This is a genomic window from Streptomyces sp. NBC_00209 (assembly GCF_045206345.1).
Lineage (GTDB): Bacteria > Actinomycetota > Actinomycetes > Streptomycetales > Streptomycetaceae > Streptomyces.
Map to the genome: position 1 here is coordinate 1,050,554 of NZ_CP108121.1, position 24,477 is coordinate 1,075,030.

At 69.9% G+C, this 24,477-nt stretch carries 18 protein-coding genes; 12 read left to right on the forward strand and 6 right to left on the reverse strand.

Annotation, left to right across the window (positions count from 1 at the left end; genetic code table 11):
• The first annotated feature begins 59 nt into the window (after positions 1-59).
• From OG867_RS04695 to OG867_RS04740, 10 genes are all read left to right on the forward strand, one after another.
• Entirely contained in the window at positions 60-722 is a 663-nt protein-coding gene (locus OG867_RS04695; RefSeq protein ID WP_018100712.1) for a response regulator transcription factor, read from the forward strand.
• 115 nt (positions 723-837) lie between these two features.
• The gene (locus OG867_RS04700; RefSeq protein ID WP_406283045.1) at positions 838-2,112 is read left to right on the forward strand and encodes an HRDC domain-containing protein; all 1,275 of its coding nucleotides are present in this window, start codon (positions 838-840) and stop codon (positions 2,110-2,112) included.
• Positions 2,113-2,388: 276 nt separating this feature from the next.
• Positions 2,389-3,615, forward strand: a complete 1,227-nt coding sequence (locus OG867_RS04705; RefSeq protein WP_328903049.1) for an acetyl-CoA C-acyltransferase — start codon at positions 2,389-2,391, stop codon at positions 3,613-3,615.
• Complete coding sequence (locus OG867_RS04710; RefSeq protein ID WP_328903048.1) at positions 3,612-5,741, forward strand: 3-hydroxyacyl-CoA dehydrogenase NAD-binding domain-containing protein; 2,130 nt, start codon at positions 3,612-3,614, stop codon at positions 5,739-5,741. Before OG867_RS04705 ends, OG867_RS04710 begins: the two co-directional genes overlap by 4 nt.
• 158 nt (positions 5,742-5,899) lie before the next feature.
• On the forward strand, positions 5,900-6,946 hold the full coding sequence (locus tag OG867_RS04715; RefSeq protein ID WP_406283047.1) for a signaling protein: 1,047 nt from the start codon (positions 5,900-5,902) through the stop codon (positions 6,944-6,946).
• 305 nt (positions 6,947-7,251) lie between these two features.
• Positions 7,252-9,279 carry a hypothetical protein gene (locus OG867_RS04720; protein WP_406283049.1) on the forward strand — a complete coding sequence of 676 codons (2,028 nt, stop codon included), beginning with the start codon at positions 7,252-7,254 and terminating at the stop codon, positions 9,277-9,279.
• A 59-nt stretch (positions 9,280-9,338) separates the two neighbouring features.
• Entirely contained in the window at positions 9,339-10,841 is a 1,503-nt protein-coding gene (locus OG867_RS04725) for a bifunctional cytidylyltransferase/SDR family oxidoreductase (protein ID WP_328903045.1), read from the forward strand.
• Between the two features lie 31 nt (positions 10,842-10,872).
• A complete protein-coding gene (locus OG867_RS04730) occupies positions 10,873-11,688 on the forward strand; it encodes a rhamnogalacturonan acetylesterase (RefSeq protein ID WP_328903044.1) in 816 nt (271 codons plus the stop codon).
• Positions 11,685-12,488 carry an Ig-like domain-containing protein gene (locus tag OG867_RS04735; RefSeq protein WP_406283052.1) on the forward strand — a complete coding sequence of 268 codons (804 nt, stop codon included), beginning with the start codon at positions 11,685-11,687 and terminating at the stop codon, positions 12,486-12,488. Before OG867_RS04730 ends, OG867_RS04735 begins: the two co-directional genes overlap by 4 nt.
• 22 nt (positions 12,489-12,510) lie before the next feature.
• Positions 12,511-14,127 carry a glycosyltransferase family 2 protein gene (locus OG867_RS04740; protein WP_406283054.1) on the forward strand — a complete coding sequence of 539 codons (1,617 nt, stop codon included), beginning with the start codon at positions 12,511-12,513 and terminating at the stop codon, positions 14,125-14,127.
• A gap of 90 nt (positions 14,128-14,217) precedes the next feature.
• On the opposite strand, the gene OG867_RS04745 is transcribed toward OG867_RS04740, so the two are convergent.
• Entirely contained in the window at positions 14,218-15,228 is a 1,011-nt protein-coding gene (locus tag OG867_RS04745) for a hypothetical protein (protein WP_328903041.1), read from the reverse strand.
• 451 nt (positions 15,229-15,679) lie between these two features.
• Here OG867_RS04745 and OG867_RS04750 point away from each other — a divergent pair, with 451 nt between their 5' ends.
• Positions 15,680-16,783 carry an LCP family protein gene (locus OG867_RS04750; protein ID WP_328903040.1) on the forward strand — a complete coding sequence of 368 codons (1,104 nt, stop codon included), beginning with the start codon at positions 15,680-15,682 and terminating at the stop codon, positions 16,781-16,783.
• A 49-nt stretch (positions 16,784-16,832) separates the two neighbouring features.
• On the opposite strand, the gene OG867_RS04755 is transcribed toward OG867_RS04750, so the two are convergent.
• Positions 16,833-17,963, reverse strand: coding sequence for a hypothetical protein (locus tag OG867_RS04755; RefSeq protein ID WP_406283056.1), 1,131 nt, complete (start codon positions 17,961-17,963; stop codon positions 16,833-16,835).
• Positions 17,964-18,138: 175 nt separating this feature from the next.
• Between OG867_RS04755 and OG867_RS04760 the strand changes: the two genes are divergently transcribed.
• Entirely contained in the window at positions 18,139-18,534 is a 396-nt protein-coding gene (locus OG867_RS04760) for an NTP pyrophosphohydrolase (protein WP_328903038.1), read from the forward strand.
• A gap of 3 nt (positions 18,535-18,537) precedes the next feature.
• Here OG867_RS04760 and OG867_RS04765 read toward each other — a convergent pair whose 3' ends face one another.
• From OG867_RS04765 to OG867_RS04780, 4 genes are all read right to left on the reverse strand, one after another.
• A complete protein-coding gene (locus tag OG867_RS04765) occupies positions 18,538-20,043 on the reverse strand; it encodes an amino acid permease (RefSeq protein ID WP_328903037.1) in 1,506 nt (501 codons plus the stop codon).
• 162 nt (positions 20,044-20,205) lie between these two features.
• The gene (dxs, locus tag OG867_RS04770) at positions 20,206-22,182 is read right to left on the reverse strand and encodes a 1-deoxy-D-xylulose-5-phosphate synthase (RefSeq protein WP_328903036.1); all 1,977 of its coding nucleotides are present in this window, start codon (positions 22,180-22,182) and stop codon (positions 20,206-20,208) included.
• Positions 22,183-22,363: 181 nt separating this feature from the next.
• Positions 22,364-23,662, reverse strand: coding sequence for a sugar ABC transporter permease (locus OG867_RS04775; protein ID WP_406283059.1), 1,299 nt, complete (start codon positions 23,660-23,662; stop codon positions 22,364-22,366).
• Positions 23,659-24,447, reverse strand: a complete 789-nt coding sequence (locus tag OG867_RS04780; RefSeq protein ID WP_328903034.1) for an ATP-binding cassette domain-containing protein — start codon at positions 24,445-24,447, stop codon at positions 23,659-23,661. The genes OG867_RS04775 and OG867_RS04780 overlap by 4 nt, the downstream gene beginning before the upstream one ends.
• Positions 24,448-24,477 lie beyond the last annotated feature (30 nt).

The window sequence follows — 24,477 nt, forward strand, 5'->3', positions numbered from 1 at the left end:
ACGGTTCGCCCCGGCTTCATCCCCGAGCCGGACCGCCCCGCCACTCCCCAGGAGGCCTGGTGTCCGTTCTCCTCGAGCAGCCCGCAAGCCTGGTCGCCTACCGCCCGAACAAGCCGACGGCCATGGTCGTCGTGGCCGACCCGCGCGTCCGTTCCACCGTGACCCGCCATCTGTGGGCCCTCGGAGTTCGTGACGTCATCGAGGCGTCGTCCATCGCGGAGGCCCGTCCCCGCGTCGGCAACCCGCGCGACATCTGCGTAGCCGACGTCCACCTGCCCGACGGTTCCGGGCTGACCCTGCTGTCCGAAACCCGAGCCGCCGGCTGGCCCAACGGTCTCGCCCTGTCCGCCGCCGACGACATCGGCGCCGTGCGCAACGCCCTCGCGGGCGGCGTCAAGGGCTACGTCGTCACCGGCACCCGTACCAACATCGGCCACCCGGCCCGTCCCGGCGTCGCCCCCATCGGCGCCACCGCCGCCCGGATGCACCGCCGGCCCCCCGGCACCCCGAGCCACCCGGGCGGCTACCGCGAACTGTCCGGCCGCGAGGTGGAGGTCCTGCGGCTCGTCGCCGAGGGCCAGTCGAACAAGGCCATCGGTGTCTCCATGGGGCTGTCCGCCCTGACCGTGAAGAGCCACCTCGCCCGCATCGCCCGCAAGCTGGGCACCGGCGACCGCGCCGGCATGGTCGCGGTGGCCCTGCGGACGGGCATCATCCACTGATTCCCCGAGCCCGGCCGGTGCACGGCGTGCGGAACCGGCTGGATTACGTGCATCGGCGCCTGCCGACGGAACGTTCCGTCGGCAGGCGCCGCGCACACACAGATACCCTTGACACGTGACCGACGCCCAAGAGACCGCAGCAGACACATCACTGCGAACCACCGGGGGCGCTCCCCCGGACGACGTCGCCCCGGCGCCGATCCCCTTGCTCGAACCGCGCGAGGGCATTCCGCCGGTGGTGGCGTCCGACGACGCCCTGGCCGGGGTGATCGCCGCCTTCGCCGCGGGCTCGGGCCCGGTGGCCGTGGACGCCGAGCGGGCGTCCGGCTACCGCTATGGCCAGCGCGCCTACCTCGTCCAGCTGCGCCGCGACGGGGCGGGCAGCGCGCTCGTGGACCCCGTCGGCTGCCCCGACCTGTCCGGGCTCGGCGAGGCCCTGCGCGGCACCGAGTGGATCCTGCACGCGGCGACGCAGGACCTGCCCTGTCTGCGCGAGATAGGGATGACGCCGACCGGGCTGTTCGACACCGAGCTGGCCGGACGGCTGGCCGGCTTCCCGCGCGTCGGCCTCGGCGCCATGGTCGAGAACGTCCTCGGCTACTCGCTGGAGAAGGGCCACTCCGCCGTCGACTGGTCCACCCGCCCGCTGCCCGAGCCCTGGCTGCGCTACGCCGCGCTCGACGTCGAGCTCCTCATCGACCTGCGCAACGCGCTGGAGGACGAGCTCGACCGGCAGGGCAAGCTGGAATGGGCCCAGGAGGAGTTCTCCGCCATCGCCTCGGCACCGCCCGCTCCTCCGCGCCAGGACCCCTGGCGCCGCACCTCCGGGATGCACAAGGTCCGCCGCCGCCGTCAGATGGCGGTCGTCCGGGAGCTGTGGAACGCCCGGGACCAGATCGCCCGGCGGCGCGACATCTCGCCCGGCAAGGTGCTCGGCGACGCCGCGATCATCGAGGCCGCGCTCGCCCTTCCGGCCGACACACAGGCGCTGACCGCCCTCACCGGCTTCGGTCCGCGCATGGGCCGGCGCCAGCTGGAGCAGTGGCAGGCCGCCGTGGACCGGGCCAAGGCGCTGCCCGACACGGAGCTGCCGCAGCCCGGCCAGGCCCTCGCGGGACCCCCGCCGCCGCGCGCCTGGGCCGACAAGGACCCGGCCGCCGCCGCCCGGCTCTCGGCGGCCCGCGCCGCGGTGTCCGCGCTGGCGGAGCGGCTGCACCTGCCGCAGGAGAACCTGATCACACCGGACACGGTGCGCCGGGTCTGCTGGGAGCCGCCGAAGAACCCGACGCCGGAGACGGTGGAGTCCGCGCTCGCCGGGTACGGCGCGCGGCACTGGCAGATCGAGCAGGTGGCCCCGCTGCTGTACCGGGCGCTGACGCAGCCCTCGTAACGGCACATGGCCCTCGTACGGCATAGGACAGGGGCGTAATCACGCCAGGTTCCGCGCCAGGCCGCGCGAATGGCCCGGACGGACTCGAAAACGAGTCCGTCCGGGCCATTCGCCGTGTGTGGAGGGGTGCTCTCCGGGCAGTTTCCGCGTGTGACCTTCGCCGCTCCGGCACCAGGGGGTGGGCAGTCTGGTTACCCGCAAGTAGCATGACCGGAGCGGCGTGCCTCCGGGCGCGCCCCGCAGCAGTGCCATCCCGCACCCTGGAGGAGAGCCATCGTGCCTCGCACCATCCGGGACGTCGTCTTCGTAGACGGCGTCCGCACCCCGTTCGGCAAGGCGGGCCCGAAGGGCATCTACCACGAGACCCGCGCCGACGATCTCGTCGTGAAGGCCATCCGGGAGCTGCTGCGCCGCAACCCGGACCTGGACCCCAAGAAGATCGACGAGGTCGCCATCGCCGCGACCACGCAGATCGGTGACCAGGGCCTGACCCTCGGCCGTACCGCCGGCATTCTGGCCGGTCTGCCGCAGTCCGTCCCGGGCTACTCCATCGACCGCATGTGCGCGGGCGCCCTGACCGCCGTCACCTCGACGGCCGGCTCCATCGCCTTCGGCGCGTACGACGTCGTCGTCGCCGGCGGTGTCGAGCACATGGGCCGCCACCCGATGGGTGAGGGCGTCGACCCGAACCCGCGGTTCGTGTCGGAGAAGCTGGTCGACGAGTCCGCCCTCTTCATGGGCATGACCGCGGAGAACCTGCACGACCGGTACCCCACGATCACCAAGGAGCGCGCCGACGCCTACGCGGTGCGGTCGCAGGAGAAGGCCGCCAAGGCGTACGCCAACGGCAAGATCCAGCAGGACCTGGTGCCGGTCTCGGTGCGCCGGACCAACGCGGAGGCCGGTGAGACCGGCTGGGGCCTGGTCACCGCCGACGAGCCGATGCGCCCGGGCACCTCCATGGAGTCCCTGGCCGGCCTGAAGACCCCGTTCCGCGCCCACGGCCGCGTCACCGCCGGTAACGCCGCGGGCCTCAACGACGGCGCCACCGCCTCGCTGCTCGCCGCCGAGGACGTCGCCCGCGAGCTGGGCCTCCCGGTCAGGATGCGCCTCGTCTCGTACGCCTTCGCGGGCGTCGAGCCGGAAGTCATGGGCTACGGGCCGATCCCGGCCACCGAGAAGGCCCTCGCGCAGGCCGAGCTGTCCATCTCGGACATCGGTCTCTTCGAGATCAACGAGGCGTTCGCCGTACAGGTGCTGGCGTTCCTGGAGCACTACGGCATCGCCGACGACGACGCCCGCGTCAACCAGTACGGCGGCGCCATCGCCTACGGTCACCCGCTGGCCTCCTCCGGCGTCCGGCTGATGACGCAGCTGGCTCGCCAGTTCGAGGAGCACCCCGAGGTCCGCTACGGCCTCACGACCATGTGCGTCGGCTTCGGCATGGGCGCCACGGTCGTCTGGGAGAACCCGCACTTCGAGAACGCCGGAGGCGACAAGTGAGCACCACCACCGAGCTTCTGAAGGGTGCGGCCGAGCTGTTCCCGGACGAGGTCGTCACCCAGGCGCACGTACGCCACCTGGACCTGCCGGCCGGTGCGGGGCGGTTCGCCCTCATCACGCTGGACAACGGCCTGGACCACACCAAGCCGACCACCTTCGGACCGCAGTCGCTGGCGAACCTCGACGCCGCGATCGACCAGGTCGAGAAGGAGGCCGCCGACGGCGCGATCACCGGCGTCGGCGTCACCGGCAAGCCGTTCATCTTCGCGGTCGGCGCCGACCTCAAGGGCGTCGAACTGCTCAAGGAACACAAGGACGCGCTGGCCATCGGCAAGGGCGGCCACGACGTCTTCCGCCGCCTCTCCACCCTCGCGGTGCCCACATTCGCGTACTACAACGGCGCGGCGATGGGCGGCGGTGTCGAGGTCGGGCTGCACTGCTCGTACCGCACCGTCTCCAAGGCGCTGCCGGCGTTCTCACTGCCCGAGGTCTTCCTCGGTCTGGTCCCCGGCTGGGGCGGCTGCGTGCTGCTGCCGAACCTGATCGGCGCCGACCGCGCGGTCTCGGTGATCATCGAGAACTCGCTGAACCAGAACCGCCAGCTCAAGGGCAAGCAGGTCTTCGAGCTCGGCATCGCTGACGCGCTCTTCGAGGGCGCCGACTTCCTGGAGCGGTCCCTCGTCTGGACGGCGGACGTGCTCAACGGCACGACCACGGTCGAACGCCCCGAGATCGACCGCGGGGACGCCTGGGACCAGGCCGTCGCGCGCGGCCGGGCCATCGCCGACTCCAAGGTGCACGGTGCGGCCCCGGCCGCGTACCGCGCGCTGGAGATCGTCGCCGCGGCCAAGGACGGCGACCTGTCCGCCGGCTTCGACCGCGAGGACCAGGCCCTGGCGGACCTGATCATGGGCGGCGAGCTGCGGTCCGGGATCTACTCCTTCAACCTGGTCCAGAAGCGCGCCAAGCGCCCGGCCGGGGCCCCGGACAAGAACCTGGCGCGCCCGGTCACCAAGGTCGGCGTGGTGGGCGCGGGCCTGATGGCCAGCCAGCTCGCCCTGCTCTTCCTGCGCCGCCTGGAGGTGCCGGTCGTGCTGACCGACATCGACCAGGAGCGGGTCGACAAGGGGGTGGGCTACGTCCACGCCGAGATCGAGAAGCTGCTCGGCAAGGGCCGCGTCAACCAGGACAAGGCCAACCGCCTGAAGGCCCTGGTCTCCGGTGTGCTGGACAAGGCGGAGGGCTTCTCCGACGCCGACTTCATCATCGAGGCGGTCTTCGAGGAGATCGGCGTCAAGCAGCAGGTGTTCGCGGAGGTCGAGGCGGTCGCCCCGGCGCACGCGATCCTCGCCACCAACACCTCGTCCCTCTCGGTCACCGAGATGGCGTCGAAGCTGAAGAACCCCGAGCGGGTCGTCGGCTTCCACTTCTTCAACCCGGTCGCGATCCTCCCGCTCCTGGAGATCGTGCGCGGCGAGCAGACGGACGACGCCTCGCTGGCGACGGCCTTCGGTGTGGCCCGCAAGCTGAAGAAGACCGCGGTCCTGGTGAAGGACGCCCCGGCGTTCGTCGTCAACCGCATCCTCACCCGCTTCATGGGCGAGATCCAGAACGTCATCGACGAGGGCACTCCGGTCGAGGTCGCGGAGAAGGCCATCGAGCCGCTCGGCCTGCCGATGTCCCCGCTGGTGCTCCTGGAGCTCGTCGGCCCGGCGATCGGCCTGCACGTCTCCGAGACCCTGAACCGCGCCTTCCCGGAGCGCTTCACGGTCTCCGAGAACCTCGCGGCGGTCGTGAAGGCGGGCAAGCGCGGCTTCTACGTCTACGACTCCGGTGCTCCGGTCCTCGACCCCGAGGTCGCCGCCCTCCTCAAGCAGGGCGACACCGTCCTGACCGAGGAGCAGGTCCGCGACCGCGTCCTGGACGCGGTGGCCCAGGAGATCGGCCTGATGCTGGCCGAGGGCGTCGTGGCCGAGGCCCAGGACATCGACCTCTGCCTGATCACGGGCGCCGGCTGGCCCTTCCACCTGGGCGGCATCACGCCGTACCTGGACCGCGAGGGCGTCTCGGAGCGCGTGAACGGGAAGAAGTTCCTGGACGCGGGCGTGGCTGGCGTTCCGGCGTAACAGGGGATCCGCCCGAAGGGCGGGAGGGTGCGGTCCGGGCGCCGGACCGCACCCTCCGTGCTCGGGGCTCCGTCCGTCCCGTGCGAGGACAATGGCAGAATGCCGATCTTGCACTGCAGACGGGCGGCGCCCGCCCTGGGTGAAGACGGTGAGTACGCATGGGCACGGCAGAGACGGGACGGCGCATCACAAGGAGAACGCTTCTCCTGGGCGGCAGCGGTGCCGCCGGCGGTGTCCTGCTGAGCCCACGGCACGGTTCCGTTCTGCCGGGCGGCGGGAAATCCGCCGGGGCCGCCGGGGAGTTCGACGTTTCCACGGCTTCGGAACTGATGGCGCCCACACCGCTGCGTCACGTCACGGGACCGCAGTCGGTCTCGTACGGCCGGAGTCCGGACGATACGTATGCGCTCCAGCTCATGCCGGCCTCCGTTCGCCTTCCCGACGAGACCCGGGCCCTCGGAGGCCGGGCCAGACGGCTGTCCGGTGACATGTGCGTCACGGTCCTCTCCCCGTCGGGCGGCAGTACCGGGCACATGTACCTGCGTGGCTTCGGGCACGGGATCTCGTTCGGGGTGGAGCCGTCGGACGGAAACGTACTGCTGTGGGTGGAGTCCGATGCGGATCCCCGAACGGGGTACGGCCGTGCCATCGCCCGTGTCCCGTTCCGTGACGGCACGGTGCTCGACAGTTCGTCGCCGGGCCTTCGCCATCACCGCCCGGTCCCGGGCGCCCTGCGGATGCACCCCACGCTTGATCTGGCCAACCGCCGTGTACTGGTGAGCCACTGGATCGGGCGGAGGCACGCCTATGCGGTCTATCGCATGGAGGACTTCCTCGCCCAGCGGTACGAGCCGCTGTACGACTTCGCGGACAGCGCGTTGAAGAAGGGCGAGACCTTCCAGGGATGCGCCCTGCGCAATGGGTACGTCTACCAGCTCACGGGGAATCCCTATTCAGGTGAAGCGGGTGGGAATCCACCGTCCGCCGGCGGCAACACCTTCGTTTCGACGCTCGACGTGAACAGCGGGCGGACGGTCGCACGCCGGCGCGTGACCGCGGCTCCGGAGCTGGACTTCCGGGAGCCCGAAGGGATCGCCGTCAGGCCCGGTACCACACCGCGGCTCTGCATCGCCTTTTCGGTCAAGACGCCTGATCGGCGCAGAATCACCGTCTACTCGTGCGGATCTGAAGGCGTAGGCGCCTAGCACGAGACGAGCCGCATCGTCGGCCGGAGCGCAGGAACGTTAGACAGATCACAAGCATCCACATTCCGTTCGTAACTGTTCCGCATCCAAGCAGTGAATGTTCAACTTTTGTCCCTTTAGGAGTTCACTGAACACTCAGTGAGTGTTTAGAGTTCCGTCGGAGGCTTCACAAGTTCCTTACACCCTGCCCGCGTCCTTCGGTCGGCTGCGGCGCTCGGCCCCCACTGTGACGTGCGGCACTCCCGCTCCGCGCCGGCAACATCGCCAAGCGCCGCATAGACCACTGAAGGAGGAGTCGGTCACCGATGGGCAAAGCACGCCGCCAGGCCGTACTGGGGTTCCTGATCACCGCTGCCCTCGGGCTCGGCTTCCTGGGCATGCTGGCGGCGGTCGTCATCCCGTCGCTGCTCGTCTTCTCGTGTGCGACCGCGGCCACCTACGTGGCTGACCTGCTCCTGCACTCCTCCGAATCCTCGACTCTCGACAGGCTGCGGGACTCCCGGTTCGGCCTCACGATCCGGTTCCTGATCCGCCAGTTCCTCCTGCTGGCCTTCTGCGGATCGATCGACGACCTCGACTCCTTCGTCGTCCAGATGACGTCCGTGGGGCTGCTCCTCCTGTTCGCGCTCCAACTCGTCTACGGGGCGGTGCTGAAGCGGGTCAAGACCGAGCGTGCCGCCCTGCCGTTCACGACGCGTGGGCTCGATCTGGAGGCCCTGGGCATACGGCGCATGCCGCATCCCTTCCTGATGAACAAGCACGTCCGCAAGACGCTGCACCTCGACGTCCCCCTCATAGCCGGTGCGCTCGGGACCATCGCCACCGGCCGCTGGGAGTTCGTGACCTTCGGCGCGATCGCCGCGGTCTGGTTCGCCTGCCTGGCCGTGCTGGTGCTGCTGCCCGGCGCGCGGAACGCGCTCATCCTGCCCTCCCCCGACGACGCCATCGTCGAACTGAACCGGCAGCTCGCGACGTACCGGCCCCAGGTCGCCCTGTACTTCACCTTCGCCGCCGTCTCCCGGGACTTCATGTACCAGGTGAACATGTGGCTGGAGTCCCTGGAGACGCTGGACCTGCGGCCCATCATCGTGCTTCGCGAACGGGCCACGCTGCGCTTCCTGGACGCCACATCCGTGCCGGTCATCTGCGTGCCGAAGGCCGAGTACCTGGCCCGCGTCGAAATGCCCGAGCTCCGGGTCACGCTCTATCCCGGCAACGCCGGCAAGAACGTGCACATGCTTCAACGGCACGACGTCAAGCACGTCTTCATCGGACACGGCGACAGCGACAAACTGGCCAGCAGCAACCGGGTCAGCAAGGTCTTCGACGAGATCTGGGTGGCGGGCCGGGCCGGACGGGACCGCTACGAGCGCATCAAGCACGCGGTGACCGCCCAGCAGATCGTCGAGGTCGGCCGCCCGCAGCTCGCGCCGCTGCGGCGCTGGACCGGCGCTGTCGGCAACAGCGAGATACCCACCGTCATCTACGCCCCCACGTGGGAGGGCTGGACCGATGACGCCTGCTACACCTCCGTCATCCCGGCCGGTGAGCAGCTCGTACGTGCCCTCCTGGCGCATGAGCGGCGCCTTCGGATCATCTACAAGCCGCACCCTCTGACCGGAACGCGTTCAGCGGCGGCGGCAACCGCGCACCGGCGTATCATCGCGCTGCTCCAGGAGGACAACGCACAACGGTTCGGACGCAACGTCCTGGATTCCAAGGCCGCTTCCCGCCAACTGGCGCGTATCGACAAGCGTCTCGCCGCATATCAGGAGCGTGGCGTCCGGTCCAAGTATCCGGACCTGACCGAGGAGGCTCGGACCGTCCGGATCCGGAAGCTGCGGGAACAGGCCGGCACCCTGTACTGGGACTCGCTGCCCGAGAGCGCTCACCACGTCGTGACGGAGCGAGTACCCACCCTGTACGACTGCTTCAACCACTCCGACCTGCTCATCGGGGACATGTCGAGCGTTGTCTCGGACTTCGTGGCGACCCGTAAGCCGTACGCGATCTTCAACCTGGACGGGCTTCCGGACGCGGAGTTCCGGAACGAACAGCGCACGGCCTACGCGTCCTACCTGCTGGACGGCGACTGCAACGGCCTCGACCAAGCCCTTGCGGCGACGCTCGACCCGACGCAGGACGTGATGGCTTCCTACCGGGAGCAGCTCAAGGACTACCTGCTCGGCGCGGACCATCCTCCTTCCACGGTCCGGTTCAACAACGCTGCGAACGCTCTCTACTCCCGCGGGCTCCAGGACTTCCCCATCGAGTATCCGGCCTTCGAAGAGTTCCCCGACCGGCCGGGACAGCAGCCCCATCAGCCCGTCTGACAGCGCGGGGCTTCGCCCTTCTGCCCGTCGACCCCCATCTTTCGAGGAAGCAGGATCTCTTGACCAGCCGCTCAACCCATCGCCGAACCGTCGCCGTGGTCCTCGCCGGTGGCACCGGGCAGCGCATCGGGCTCGCCATACCCAAGCAGCTCCTGAAGATCGCCGGGAAGCCGATCCTGGAACACACTCTGCAGGTGTTCGAAAGCGCGCCGGACATCGACGACGTGATCGTTCTGATGACGCCCGACTATGTGGCCGAGGCCGAGAAGATCGTGGCTCGTGCCGGGCTCCGCAAGGTTTCCCAGGTCCTCGCCGGGGGGTCCACCCGCAGTGAGACCACCACGCTGGCCATCGAGGCGGTGAAGGCCGGACTCGGCGAGGGCGAGGACTGCAACCTCCTCTTCCACGACGCCGTACGGCCACTGGTCTCGCAGCGCGTGATCAAGGAATGCGTCCAGGCGCTGAAGAAGTACCAGGCCGTCGACGTCGCCATCCCCTCGGCCGACACCGTGATCGTCACCCGGATGCACGGGGGCGACGGCGAGTTCATCACCGAGATCCCGGACCGGGGCAGGCTCAGGCGGGGCCAGACCCCCCAGGGGTTCTGGCTCTCCACCATCAGCAGTGCCTACGACCGCGCGAGTTCCGACCCGCGGTTCCAGGCCACCGACGACTGCTCCGTGGTCGTGAAGTACCTGCCCCACGTGCCCGTGCACGTGGTCATGGGCGATGAGTACAACATGAAGGTCACCCAGCCCGTCGACGTCTTCATCGCCGACAAGCTGTTCCAGCTGGCGTCCACGACGGCGCCCAGCCCGGGCGGCGAGGAGTTCTACCGGAGCCGTCTGACCGGGCGGACATTGATCGTGTTCGGTGGGTCCTACGGGATCGGGGCCGACATCGCCCGCATGGCCGAGGCGTACGGGGCACGCGTCTTCGCCCTGGGCCGCTCCACGACGGGTACCCACGTGGAGAACCCCGACGACGTCGAGGCGGCGTTCTCCCGGGCCTACGCGGAGACCGGGAGGATCGACTACGTCGTCAACACGGCGGGTGTGCTGCGGATCGGCAGGCTCGACGCGACGGACAACGCGACCCTGCGCGAAGCCCTGGAGGTCAACTACCTGGCCCCGGTGAACATCGCGCGGACCGCGTTCAAGTACCTCGCCGAGACAAAGGGCCAGCTGTTGCTCTTCACTTCGAGCAGCTACACGCGGGGGCGTGCCGAGTACAGCCTCTACTCGTCCACCAAGGCCGCCATGGTGAATCTGACGCAGGCCCTCGCGGACGAGTGGGCCGGGGACAGCATCCAGGTCAACTGCGTCAACCCGGAGCGAACGGCCACTCCCATGCGTACCAAGGCATTCGGCGAGGAGCCCGAGGGCTCTCTGCTCTCGTCGGAGATGGTCGCGCTCAGCTCGCTGGACGTCCTGCTGTCCTCCCTGACGGGCCATGTCATCGATGTGCGCCAGCAGGACCCCACGGCGAGCCGGCCTGCCGCTTCGGAATTCGAGCAGGCGCTCGCGTCGGTGCTGCACGAGCAGGCCGACTCGTCCGCATAGACCTGCCGCGTCGAACCGGTGAGAGAGATTCATGGACTATTCCGCACAGCCCGACGGCCGTAAGCCGAAGATCTTCGTCGCCGGTGACTCCACCGCCGTCACCAGGCCGGTCAGTCACCTGCCGATGGCAGGCTGGGCCCAAGCCCTGCCGCTCTTCCTCAGCCCTTCGGTGGAGGTGGTCAACTGCGCCCGTGCGAGGGCCAGCTCGAAGAGCTTTCGTGAGCGTGGCCGCCTCCAGTGGATCCTGGAGAACATGTCGCCGGGTGACTACCTGATCTTCGGTTTCGGCCAGATCGACTGGAAGCCCGACGCCGGTCTGCACACCGATCCGTTCGGGTCGTTCATGGAGCACATGCGCGCCTACGCCGTCGGCACCCGGGCGGCGCAGGGGCACCCGGTGGTCCTGCTCCCGTTCGAGCGCCGCAGAGTGGACCCGCATGGGAACGTGTCCCGCTTCCTGGGGGACTATCCCACCGCCATGCGCCGGCTCGCGCAGGAGGAGCACCTTCCCGTCATCGACCTGTACGGGCAGAGCCTCGCCTGGTGGGAAGAGCTCGGGCCGGAGAACTCCAAGGACGCGTTCACCTACCTGCGCCCCGGAGAGCCGCTGCAGAAGATCGTCCAGGACGCGGACAACGTGCACCTGCGCGCCGAGGGCGCGATCGAGTGTGCGCGCTATGTGGCGCGCAGCCTCCGCACTCAGCAGATAGTCCCCGAGCACTGGACGACCGGCCTGGACCGCCGTCGCTTCTCGTACGACGAGCTGGGCTGGCTCGACGACGACACCTTCGCCCGCCGGACCAAGGAGCGGGTCTCCACCTATCTCCCGGAGGGCCCCGCCGTATGAACCACTTGTTGTGCAGCGGCCGTGCCACGGGCCCGGACCCGTCCCAGGGTGTGGTGCGCGCGGCCCTCTTCAGCTCGGTGGAACCGGACCGGCCCGTCGTGCCCGGCGACATCGTCGAGCTGGCGTTGTGCGTCGCGGCGGAGCAGGGTGCGCCGCGGGGCTGCGCCTATCTGCTGGAGAGTTCTCTGGTCGACGCGGGGGAGGTCGTGTCCCTGGAGGCCCTCGAGTACTTTCCGCGGCAGCGCTGGTTCAGGGTGCGCGCCGACCCCGGGGAGACGCGCACCGGAGTGCTGTCGGTGCGGATCGGCAGCCCCGGGCGCGCGCCCCGGCTGCGGCCCCAGATCATGGTCGGCATTCCCGACGCGACCCAGCGCAAGATGGTCCGCACCGCGCGCCTGACCGGGCACGCCGTGCCGGTCGGGCCGCATCGGCTGACCGGACTCCGGATCGTCACGAGCCCTGGAGTGCGGGGCGAGGGGAACGCACTCGTCGAAGCCCCCGAGGGCAGCTTCGCGATTTCGGTGACCCAGCCTCTGCACGGCAGCGCCCAGCTCTCGCGTGACGGGTGGGTGGCGTACGACCCCGCTCCGGGATTCGTCGGCTACGACCGGTTCGAGTACACGATCGGCACCTCGGACTCGACGAAGGCGACGGCAACGGCCCATGTGTTCGTCGGTGACCTCACCGCGGCGCCGGGTGCCTTCCCCCAGACCGCTGTCACCACCGCGTTCACTCCCTGGCAATGGCCCGAACTGACCGGGACGATGCCCTGGCCCCAAGAATCTTCGAGGAACCGGTAAACCGATGCTTCGCTCCCGGCCCATGCACCCTGCCGACATACGCGACGTCACCGTCGTGGTCCGTGTCAGCGACCACGCCACGACCGTCGAAGCGTGTCTCGACTCGCTGCTGGCCCAGTCGATCGGGATGAACCGCCTGGAAGTGGTGGCCATCGACGACGGGTCCTCCGATCATGGTCCCGAGTTGCTGGCAAGGTTCGCGCGTACCCATGCGAATGCGGTGAGGACCGGTCGGCAGCCCATCGGCACGAGGCCCGCGGCGGCGCGCAACATGGCCCTGGACCAGGCATCAGGGCGGTACGTCATCTTCCTTGAGGGCTCCGACCGGCTGCACGCGGATGCCCTCGAACGGCTGGTGGAGACGGCTGACGCACAGGAGGCGGACGTCGTCGCCGGACAGCCGGAGAGTCTGGCGGGGACCTCGGAGCCTGCTGCCCTCTACCGGCGCAGCCGTGCCTCTGTCGACCTCTACAATTCTCGCGCCTACTGGTCGCTGTCGGCGAACAAACTGTTCCGCACCGACCTGATCCGCCGAAAGGCGCTGGAGTTCCCGCTCGACGCCGCTTCCGGGGCGGACGAGATGGCATTCACCGCGGCGGCGTACGTCGCGGCCGACAACATCGCTGTGGTGGCCGACGCCCCCTGCCTCGTCTCGGCCCCGGCCCGGACGCCGGCGCTGACGTGTGTCGAGCGGATCGGCCTCGCCGACTACCTGATGCGGTCGGCGGCTTCTCTCCGGCCCGCGGGTCCCCAACGGGACTACCTGCTCGCCAGACACCTGGAACTGGACCTGGGCACCGCGACCGGTCGCTCACTCTTCGCGATCCAGAGCAGGGACGAGCTGGAACGCACCTGCTGGGCAGCCAGGGACGTGCTGAACACACATCTCACCCACGGCTCGCTCGCGTTGCTCCCCAAGCCGCTCGCGGTGCGCCTGGCCCTTCTTTCGGCGGGCCGGTTCTCCGAGATGTCACACATGGTCGCGTACGAGACCGACAAGGACCGCGCCCCCGCACGCAAGACCGTCGAGAACGGCAGAGTCTTCACCACCCTGCCGTTTTTCCGCGATCCCGAAGTCGGGCTCCCCGACGAACTCTTCGAGATAACGGATCGCATGACCGTGAGTCAGCAGCTCACCCGTGTCCAGTGGACCGACTCGATCCTCGGCCTTGACGGCTTTGCCTTCTTCGAGCAGCTCTCCACCCGGGACAGGGCCACCGAGGTGGTTCTGCGGCAGCGGGGCACCGGTGATGAGCACCGCTTCTCGGTCACGGCTCGCCGGGACGAGAAGCTGCTGAACGCCAAGGGCAAGCCCCGGGCGATGGGCCGGTTCTCCGCCCGCGTCAATCTGCGGCAGACGACGAGTGGGTGGCCGGTGGCGCCCGGCGTCTGGGACATCCACCTCTCGGTGAGCTTCGAAGGGGTCGCCAAGGAGGTGCCTCTCGGCCGTGAGCGCGCTGAGAGCGTCGACCTCACCAGCCGGGCCCCTGTTCGCATCGCTCCCTCGCCCACGTCCGCGCAGCACGAGCTGGCCGCGACGCTGTTCTGTACCGAAGCCGGTGATCTCGCCGTCGAGGTCGCGGAGCGCCTCCCGCTTCCGCAGGGGGGCAACTCCGCCCCGGCGGAAGCGACGTGGTGAACCCGGGCGTATCCCCGACCGCTGCCGGCTGACCACCGACAGCGGTTCGCCGCGGCTGTGCCGGTGCGCGGGTACGGCGCCTCGGGGGTGTCAGCCGGCTACCCGGACCCACGGTCCGAAACCGAGGCCCTCCATGGCGAGGTTCTGCCTCGCGACGATCAGGGAGCCCTCGCTGTCGAGGGCGGCCACCACGACCCGGCCCAAGCCGTCCACGGCCACCTGCGGGTTCTGCGCGCCCAGTCCTTCGACCTGCGCCCACCACATGCCGTATCCCTCGTTCTCGGTCACATAGGCGGTGATCTCCACAGCGCCGTCGACGCCCGTCTGGGCCAGGACCGTGCAGTCGTATCCACCGATGAGGGCCCGGGTGACGCTGGGTGCGCCGGTGCCTCCGGCGCCCCCGAGCGTCATGAGGCCACCGCCGGCCGACTGCCCATCAGAGCGCCGCCACGCCACCAGCGAGCCGTCGCCGGGGTATCTCCAGAAGTACGTTGCCCGCTTGGGGCCGGTCTCGTGGGCGGTGACCGAACCGGAGACGACCGGAGTCTGCATGCTGCCGACGAGCTGGAACCGGCCCTTGGACGTTCCGACCCAGTGATCGGCTCCGCCGGTCCCGAGGGCCAGGACTTCCAGCGGCCCGCCCTCGGTCATGACCACCCCGGGCTCCGAGGGGTACGCCCGGTCGGTGACGGGCTTCCAGGCTCCCCACTCGCCTTCGGGCTTCCGACTGCGCCGGAACACGCCGCTCCCGCTGAGGGAGGCCAGTACGTGCACCGAGCCGGTGGCGGGATTGACCGCGATGAGCGGGCTGTGCACCACGGTGTCGTCGAATGCGGTGTCCTGCCCCTTCGGCAGCCCCAGGGAGTTCCAGCCGGTCAACGCGCGCCCCGTCTGGTACTGGGTGGCCACCGCGATGCCCTGCGCGCCGTCGTTCTCCTGCAGAGCGGCGAAGCACACGTAGCCTTCACGGCTCTGCGCCATCACGACCCGGCCCGCCCAGTCCGGCACATCGAAGAGCTCGGGCCCGGACCAGAGCTCCGTTCCCCCGGCCGATTCGGTCCACCGGACCAGCCCACGTGCCGAGGTCGCGTACGCCGTCATCCGTCCGTCGGGGCCGGTGAAGAGCCAGCGGCCCGGTCCGGCGGGAACCCGCGAAGCCCCGCCCCGCGTGCCGGGTGCGCTCGCACGCCGGGACGCCGCGGCGCGACCACCATTCCTGCCACGGATCACGCCCTGCACCGCCTTCTTCGCCCACGGGCATCCCATGGTATTCCGACCATGATTTTGTCACATGATTCACGCGTCCGTCACTTTGCCCCCATCCGTCACGCCGCGCCCAAGTGCCCGCCGGCCAAAGCGATTCGCCGCCACCCACCGCCTCTCCGGCCCCAGGCGCCATGTCACAGTTACGCCACATCTTCCGTACGTACACCTGATCGACTGTTTATAGTTCTCATCCCGGGAAAAAAGAGGACCGGCTTCACCCCCCACCCGAGTCCCACCCCATCACCTGCGCCCTGACCAGGCCACAAGCTGTGAGGACTCATTCAGGATGAGCCAAGACGACACGACCCCCGGCCAGGGGAGCTCCCCGGAGACCCCCCGCCGCCGCGGGCGCAAGCGTGTCCGGACGCGGGGCCAGCGAATACGGCGAGTGATCCTGGTCTCGGCCCTGGTGCTCGTCGTCGCCGCGGGCGGTACCGCGTGGTGGTTCTGGAGCCACCTCAACGGCAACATCAAGGGCGTCGACATCAACAAGGCGCTCGGTGAGGACCGTCCCGAGAAGCTGCCCACCAGCGGGCAGAACCTGCTGGTCCTGGGGTCCGACTCGCGGGCCGGCGCGGAGAACAAGAAGCTGGGCGGCGCGGTCGGGGTCAGCGGGGCCCGGTCCGACACCGCGCTCGTCGTGCACATCCCGGAGGGCCGTGACAAGGCCGTCGCCGTGTCCATCCCGCGCGACACCCTGGTGACCCGGCCCGAGTGCGCCAAGGGCGACGGTTCGACGGTGGCGGGCAAGGACCGTGTGATGTTCAACTCGGTGTACTCGCAGGTCGGTCCGGCGTGTGTCGTCAAGACCGTCGAGAAGATGTCCGGGGTGCGCATCGACCACTACCTGGAGATCAACTTCGCCGGGTTCAAGGGGCTCGTGGACGCCATCGGCGGGGTGAACATCGACGTCAAGGAGCCCATCCACGACAAGAAGACCGGGCTGAACGTCGACGCGGGACCGCACAAGTTCGACGGCACCGAGTCCCTGAAGTTCGTCCGTACCCGCTACAGCCTCAGCGACGGCACCGACCTGAGCCGCATCGGCCTCCAGCAGCAGTTCCTGATGGCGCTGCTCAAGGAGGTCAAGAGCCAGGACCTGCTGGGCAGCCCGACGAGCGCCTACAAGATCGCCAACTCGGCCACGGCGGCCCTGACCACCGACGACGAACTGGCCTCGCTCACCTCGCTCGCGAAGTTCGCCCGGTCCATGAACGGGGTCGACCCGGACACGATGGAGACGATCATGCTCCCCGTCGAGTACGACAAGATCGACCACAACCGCGTCGTGGCCGTGAAGTCGCGGGCGGACGCGCTGTGGAAGGCGCTCCGCGAGGACGCCCCCATCCCCGAGTCCGCCAGGAAGTCCCCGGCGCTCGGACAGGGCTGAGCAGAACTGCGGCGTACGGCCCCGGGAGCGGTCCCGGGGCCGTAGTGGTTCACACCCGCTGCGCCGGTCCCAGCGCGAGGCCCGGTTCGTCGTTCTGCCGGGCCACGTACAGCCCGCCGCGCTCGCCGATCATCGCGAGCACCACGCGCCCCTGGCCGTCGAGCGCCAACGCGGGGGGCGCCGAGGTGCGTTCGCCCGTCGCCGCCCACCACAGGCCGCCCGACTCGTTCTCCGTACCGCAGGCCGCGAGCAGCACGCGGCCGTCGCGGGTGCGGTGGGCGAGCACCGTGCAGTCGTAATCGTCCAGCTCGGCGCGGAGCACGGCGACCGGGCCATCGGCCGGGGTATCCCCGATCGTGATGGGCGGGGTGTCCAGGCGGGTGGCGACCAGGGTGCCGGTGGTGGCGTCGGTCCAGTAGAAGGTGTTGCGGTCGGGCGCGGTCTCCAGCACGCTCACCGCGCCGCCGGCGATCTTGACGTTGAGGTTGTCGCCCTTCTGGAAGGCGCCGCCCGGCTCGGCCTGGGCCCACCGCATGGCCTTGTTGGTGCCGGGGACCAGGAGCTCCATGCGGCCCGAATCGGCGACCGCGACGGCCATCGTCTCCTTGCCCAGGGTGCCCCTGAGGTCCTTCCACCCCTCCCACTTGCCGCTCTTCGCCTCGCGGCGCAGCATCATGCCGCCGTTGGCGTTGCGGACGAAGACGTGGACCATGCCGGTCGAGGCGACGGCGACGGCCGGCGGGCCGATGCGGGCTGCGCGCTCGTCCCCGTCCTTGTACGGATTGCCCACGGTCCGCCACGCGGTGACCGGGCGGCCCGTCTGGTACTGGATGGCGTGCACGAGGTCGACCTGCGGCTGCTCCTCGTCGCCGGGCACCGTGCGGCGGCCGATGAAGTGGACGTAGCCGTCCGGGCCCTGGGCGACGCCGAGGTGGGTCAGGTCCGGGGCCGGGAAGAACTCGGGGCCCTGCCAGTCGGGTCCGCCGGGGCATTCCTCGGTCCAGCGCAGGAGCCTGTCCTCGTTGCGCGCGTAGGCGGTGAGCCTGCCGTCCTTGCCACGCACGAGCCAGCGTCCGCCGACCGGGGTCTCGCCGGTGCCACGGGCGCTTTCGACGTCTCGCAGGGCATCGTCGCCCTTGCCCGAGGCGCTCCCCTGGGCACGTCTCGACCTGACTCGCATGTCGTGGCGTCTTCCTTCCGTGATGGTCCGCCCCCGATCTGCGGCTTTGTGTCACGGCCGGCATCCGGAAGGCGGGGAGCACCCATCATAGAATCACCGTTCGAACCCTTGGAATCACCGCGTCCGCACCGCTTGCGCGGGACTTCGCCACACCCGGACATGACAGGGTGGCCGCATGTCGAATCCGCTGCCCCTGGTGATCGTCGACGCCGCCAATGTCGTCGGGTCCGTCCCGGACGGCTGGTGGCGCGACCGGCGGGGCGCGGCCGAACGGCTGCGCGACTCGCTGGTTCCCTACGCCTCCGACGGCCTGCCCGGTACGCCCGGCCCCGTCGACCTGGTGCTGGTGGTCGAGGGGCGGGCCCGGGACGTCGCGCCCGTGCCCGGGGTCCGGGTGGAGGCGGCCCCGGGCAGCGGTGACGACCTGATCGCCGAGCTGGCGGCGGGCGCGGCGGCGGAGACCGCGCCGCGCCCCTGCGTCGTCGTCACCGCGGACCGGGAGCTGCGCCGCCGGGTCGAGGCGCACGGGGCACGGTGCACGGGGCCGCGTACGGTGCGGCCGGGTATCTGAGCGTCAGGCCCGTTCGCGGTTCACCCGGCTGTGCGAGCGGCCGTACGCGAAGTAGATGACCACGCCGATCACCATCCAGACCGCGAACCGCAGCCATGTCTCGGCCGGCAGGTTGAGCATCAGCCAGACCGAGGCGGCCACCGACACGATCGGGACCGCCGGAACCCACGGAGTGCGGAAGGCGCGGTGCAGGTCCGGGCGGGTGCGGCGCAGCACGATGACGCCGAGCGCGACGACCACGAAGGCGAAGAGCGTGCCGATGTTCACCAGGGTGGCGAGCTCGTTGATGCTGGTCACCCCGGCGACGACGGCGATGATCACGCCGAGCAGGATGGTCGGGCGGTACGGGGTGTGGAAGCGCGGGTGCGTCTTGGAGAAGAACCTCGGGAGCAGGCCGTCGCGGCTCATCGCGAAGAACACCCGGGTCTGGCCGAGCAGCAGGATCATGCAGACCGTGGTGAGGCCGACGGCGGCCCCGAAGCTGATGACGCCCGCGTAGAAGGGATGTCCGACGGCCTTGAAGGCGTCGGCGAGCGGGGCGCTGACGGACAGCTCGGTGTATTTCTGCATGCCCGTGACGACGATCGACACGGCGACGTAGAGCACGGTGCAGATGAGCAGCGAGGCCAGGATGCCGCGCGGCATGTCGCGCTGCGGCAGCTTCGTCTCCTCCGCGGCCGTGGCGACGACGTCGAAGCCGATGAAGGCGAAGAAGACGATGGAGGCGGCGGTGAAGATGCCCATGACGCCGAAGTTCGTCGGCGCGTAGCCGAAGATCAGCTGGACCAGCGGGGCGTCGAACCCGGAACCGGAGGGCTGGGGCTGGGCCGGGGGGATGAACGGCGAGTAGTTCGCGGTGTCGATGAAGAACAGGCCCGCGATGATGACGATCAGGACGACGGCGATCTTGATGGCGACCACCACCGTGGTGACCCGGGCGGAGAGCTTCATGCCCAGCACCAGGATCGCGGTCAGGACCAGCACCAGGGCGAAGGCCAGGATGTCGAAGCCGAAGCCGTCCGCCACGTCCGGCCCTGACAGCACGTCCGGCAGGTGCCAGCCCGCGTTGTCCAGCAGCGAGCGGACGTAGCCGGACCAGCCGACGGCGACCACCGCCGTGCCCAGCGCGAACTCCAGCACCAGGTCCCAGCCGATGATCCAGGCGACCAGTTCGCCGAGCGAGGCGTACGAGAAGGTGTACGCGGACCCCGCGACCGGCACGGTGGACGCGAACTCCGCGTAACACAGCGCGGCCAGCGCGCAGACGACGCCCGCGACGACGAAGGCGAGGGCGGTGGCCGGGCCCGCCGTCTCCTTGGCGACCTTGCCTGTGAGGACGAAGATGCCGGTGCCGATGACGACACCGACGCCGAAGACCGTGAGGTCGAGGGCCGAGAGTGACTTCTTGAGGGCGTGCTCCGGCTCCTCGGTGTCGCGGATGGACTGCTCGACCGTCTTGGTCCTGAACAGTCCGTTCCCGCTCGGGGGCAGGTCCTGCTGCGTGCTCACCGGCGTACCTCCACGCACTCGTCGTGCACGCCAGTTTCCGGACCGGGCCCCACCACCCGTTCGCGGCACGCCTGCCACGCCCGGATTTCACGCGAACGGGCCGGTCGGACCACTCGTTACGGGTGGTCCGACCGGCCCGTTCGGCCGAAGCGGGGGTACGCGTCAGTCGCGGACGCGCTCCGCGACGGTGCGGTCCTCCGCCGGGTCGTAGCGCCCGTCCAGCTTGGCGACCAAGCCGGTGACCTGGCGGGCGATGTCCGGGGCGGTCAGCCCGATCTCTGCCATGACCTCCTTGCGGGAGGCGTGGTCGAGGAAGACCGGCGGGATGCCGAAGTCGCGCAGCGGTACGTCGACGTCCGCGTCGCGCAGCGCCTGGGAGACCGCGGAGCCGACGCCGCCGGCCCTGCTGTTGTCCTCGACGGTGACGACGACGCGGTGCTGCGCGGCGAGCGGGGCCAGGGCCTCGTCCACGGGCTTCACCCAGCGCGGGTCCACGACGGTCGTGGAGATGCCCTGGGCGTCGAGCAGGCCGGCGATCTCCAGGCACATCGGGGCGAGCGCGCCGATGGAGACGAGCAGCACGTCGGGCCGGGCGGTGCCGGGCTCGCGGAGCACGTCCATGCCGCCCACCGTGCCGACGGCCTTGACCGAGGGGCCGACGGCGCCCTTGGAGAAGCGGACGACCGTGGGTGCGTCGTCCACCTCGACGGCCTCGCGCAGCTGGGCGCGGACCTGGTCGGCGTCGCGCGGGGCGGCGATCCGCAGGCCGGGCACGACCTGGAGGATCGACATGTCCCACATGCCGTTGTGCGAGGCGCCGTCCGTACCGGTGATGCCGGCCCGGTCCAGGACGAAGGTGACCCCGCACTTGTGCAGGGCGACGTCCATCAGGACCTGGTCGAAGGCGCGGTTGAGGAAGGTGGCGTACACCGCGAAGACCGGGTGGAGGCCGCCGGTGGCGAGGCCGGCCGCGGAGACCGCGCCGTGCTGCTCGGCGATGCCGACGTCGTAGATCCGGTCCGGGAAGTCCTTCTCGAACCCGGTCAGGCCGACCGGCTGGAGCATGGCCGCGGTGATCGCGACGATGTCCTCGCGCTCGTGGCCGAGCTTGACCATCTCCTCGCCGAACACCGAGGTCCAGTCGAGGCCCGACGTGGCGACGGGCAGGCCCGTGTCGGGGTGGATCTTGCCGACGGCGTGGAAGCGGTCGGCCTCGTCCTGGAGCGCGGGGGTGTAGCCGCGGCCCTTCTCGGTGAGGCAGTGCACGATGACCGGGCCGCCGAAGCGCTTGGCGCGCTGGAGCGCGGACTCCAGGGCCTCGATGTCGTGGCCGTCGATGGGGCCGACGTACTTGAGGCCGAGGTCCTCGAACATGCCCTGCGGGGCGATGAAGTCCTTCAGGCCCTTCTTGGCGCCGTGCAGCGTCTCGTACAGCGGCTTGCCGACGACGGGGGTGCGCTCCAGGAGGTCCTTGCCGCGGGCCAGGAAGCGTTCGTAGCCGTCGGTGGTGCGCAGGGTGGCCAGGTGGTTGGCGAGGCCGCCGATGGTGGGCGCGTAGGAGCGCTCGTTGTCGTTGACGACGATGACGAGGGGGCGGTCCTTGGCGGCGGCGATGTTGTTCAGCGCCTCCCAGGCCATGCCGCCGGTGAGGGCTCCGTCGCCGATGACCGCGACGACGTGGTCGTCCTTGCCGCGGACCTCGTTGGCCTTGGCGAGGCCGTCGGCCCAGCCGAGGACGGTGGAGGCGTGCGAGTTCTCGATGACGTCGTGCTCGGACTCGGCGCGCGAGGGGTAGCCGGAGAGGCCGCCCTTGCTCTTGAGCCTGCTGAAGTCCTGGCGGCCGGTGAGGAGCTTGTGCACGTAGCTCTGGTGGCCGGTGTCGAAGAGGACCTTGTCCTTCGGCGAGTCGAAGACCCGGTGCAGGGCGATGGTGAGCTCGACCACGCCGAGGTTGGGTCCGAGGTGTCCGCCGGTCTTGGAGACCGCGTCGACCAGGAAGGTCCGGATCTCCTCGGCGAGCTGCTCCAGCTGCTCGGGAGTGAGCCGGTCGAGGTCACGCGGTCCGCCGATGCGGGTCAGCAGATCCCATCCGTCGCCCACCACCGCCCGTGCGTGACGCGCTTCGCGCGGCTGTGTCACCGTGCCTCCTTGCGATTGTGCTGGTCGAGCATGCCGAATCCGATGAGTCTAACGGCCTCTCCCCGAAGCGGGAGTCGGGGCGTACCGCCCCTTCCGTGCCGGTACGCGCCGGAGCCCGGCGCCCTCCGTGGGGGCGCCGGGCTCCGGCGGGTGGTGCGTACGCGCGCGGCCTGCGGTGTTGCTAGGCGCGCCCGGCGGTCTTCTGCGTCTTGCGGGAGACCGAGTCGATGATCACGGCGATGAGGAGGACCGCACCGGTGATCATGTACTGGATCGCGTTGGACGACAGGTTCATCTGGTTGAGGCCCTGGACGATCGACTGGATGACCAGGATGCCGAGGAGCGCGGACCAGACCTTGCCGCGTCCGCCGAACAGGGACGTACCGCCGATGACGGCCGCGGCGATGCACATCATGAGCTGGTTGCCGCCGCCGAGGGAGCGGTCGGCGCCGCCGGTCGCGGAGGCCAGGAAGAGGCCGCCGACCGCACCGAGCGTGCCGGAGATCATGAACACCGAGATGCGGATCCAGGACACGTTGATACCGGCGCGGCGCGCGGCCTCGACGCCACCGCCGACCGCGAAGACCTGACGGCCGTACGTGGTACGGCGCAGCACGAAGTCGGTGATGACCAGGATCGCGAGGAAGATCACCAGGGAGAGCGGGAGGCCCTGCTCCTGGTTGAACGCGTACGCGGCGAGGAGGGCCATGACGGCGAGCAGCGCGGTGCGCAGGATGATCTCGCTCTGCGGGCGGGCCGGCAGCTCGGCGGCCTTGCGGCGCCGTGCGTCGCGCAGCTGCGCGAGGTAGAAGGCGACGATCACGACGATGGCGAGGCCGTAGGCGGCGGCGACGTCCTCGAAGTAGTAGCTGGTCAGGTCGCGGACGAAGCTGCCGAGCGGGGTGGTGATGGTGGACTTCTCGCCCATCACCCAGGTCTGCATGCCGGCCCAGCCCAGGAAGCCCGCCAGCGTCACGACGAACGCGGGCACGCCGATCTTGGCGAAGACGATGCCGTGGAAGGCGCCGATGACCGTGCCGGAGAGGATGCCGAGCACGATGGCGAGGCCGTCCGGCATGTCCGTGCCGAGGACGGCCCACACCGCGCCCGCGAGACCGGCGACGGAGCCGACCGCGAGGTCGATCTCACCGAGCAGCAGCACGAAGACGATGCCGACGGCCATGATGCCGGGGCCCGCCGCGTACAGCGTGATCTGGTCGAGGTTGTACGAGGTGAGGAAGTTGCCGGTCTCGGCCTGGAAGACGATGGCGATGATGATCAGGCCGACCACGACGGGCAGCGAGCCGATCTCGCCCGAGCGCACCTTGCGCTTGAACTCGGTCCAGTAGCCCTTGAAGCCCTGCTCGCGGACGAGCAGCCGGGGGTCCACGACCCGCACCGCTCCCTCCGCCGCCGCAGGGGCCTCGGTGGTCTCCGCCTGGGCCGGGATCTTGGCGGAAGTCTTGCTGATCTTGCTCACTTGGATGCCTCCGCGCTGCGCGACTTGCGACGGGTCACGGCGTTGTCCGTGGCGCCCGTGATCGCGGCGATGATTTCTTCGTGGCTGGTCGTGGCCACGGGGAAGACGCCGTTGTTGTGGCCGAGTCGCAGCACGGCGACCTGGTCGGCCACGGCCTTCACATCGGCCATGTTGTGGCTGATGAGGATGACGCCGAGGTTCTGCTCGCGCAGCCGCTCCACCAGGTCGAGGACCTGGGCGGTCTGCTCGACGCCGAGGGCCGCGGTGGGCTCGTCCAGGATCACGATCTTGGGGTTGCCGACCAGGGCGCGGGCGATGGCCACGACCTGGCGCTGACCGCCGGAGAGCGCGGCGACCGGGATGCGGACGCTGGGGATGCGGATGGAGAGGGTGGACAGGAGGTCCTGGGCCCGCTTCTCCATGGCGACCTCGTCGAGGACGCCGCCCTTCTTGATCTCGCGCCCGAGGAAGAGGTTGGCGACGACGTCCAGGTTGTCGCAGAGCGCGAGGTCCTGGTAGACGGTGGCGACGCCGAGGTTCTGGGCGTCGTGCGGACGGTCGATGTCCACCTTCTTGCCCTCCCACTCGATGACGCCCTCATCGATGGGGTGCACGCCGGCGATCGTCTTGACCAGCGTGGACTTTCCGGCACCGTTGTCGCCGACGAGGGCGACCACTTCTCCGGCGTGGACTTCGAGATCGACACCGGAGAGGACCTGGACCGCTCCGAATCGCTTGAAGACTCCACGCAACGCCAGCACGGGCGTCTGTGACACGTGAACCATCTCCTTCGCCGCCTGACCGGCGGGGATGTG

Excerpts from the sequence above, each read along its gene's own strand:
- OG867_RS04780 (WP_328903034.1), bottom strand. The coding sequence starts at position 24,447 with ATGGTTCACGTGTCACAGACGCCCGTGCTGGCGTTGCGTGGAGTCTTC.
- OG867_RS04745 (WP_328903041.1), bottom strand. The coding sequence starts at position 15,228 with ATGACGGCGTACGCGACCTCGGCACGTGGGCTGGTCCGGTGGACCGAA.
- OG867_RS04735 (WP_406283052.1), top strand. The coding sequence starts at position 11,685 with ATGAACCACTTGTTGTGCAGCGGCCGTGCCACGGGCCCGGACCCGTCC.
- OG867_RS04715 (WP_406283047.1), top strand. The coding sequence starts at position 5,900 with ATGGGCACGGCAGAGACGGGACGGCGCATCACAAGGAGAACGCTTCTC.
- OG867_RS04760 (WP_328903038.1), top strand. The coding sequence starts at position 18,139 with ATGTCGAATCCGCTGCCCCTGGTGATCGTCGACGCCGCCAATGTCGTC.
- OG867_RS04740 (WP_406283054.1), top strand. The coding sequence starts at position 12,511 with ATGCACCCTGCCGACATACGCGACGTCACCGTCGTGGTCCGTGTCAGC.
- OG867_RS04755 (WP_406283056.1), bottom strand. The coding sequence starts at position 17,963 with ATGCGAGTCAGGTCGAGACGTGCCCAGGGGAGCGCCTCGGGCAAGGGC.
- OG867_RS04750 (WP_328903040.1), top strand. The coding sequence starts at position 15,680 with ATGAGCCAAGACGACACGACCCCCGGCCAGGGGAGCTCCCCGGAGACC.
- OG867_RS04730 (WP_328903044.1), top strand. The coding sequence starts at position 10,873 with ATGGACTATTCCGCACAGCCCGACGGCCGTAAGCCGAAGATCTTCGTC.
- OG867_RS04720 (WP_406283049.1), top strand. The coding sequence starts at position 7,252 with ATGGGCAAAGCACGCCGCCAGGCCGTACTGGGGTTCCTGATCACCGCT.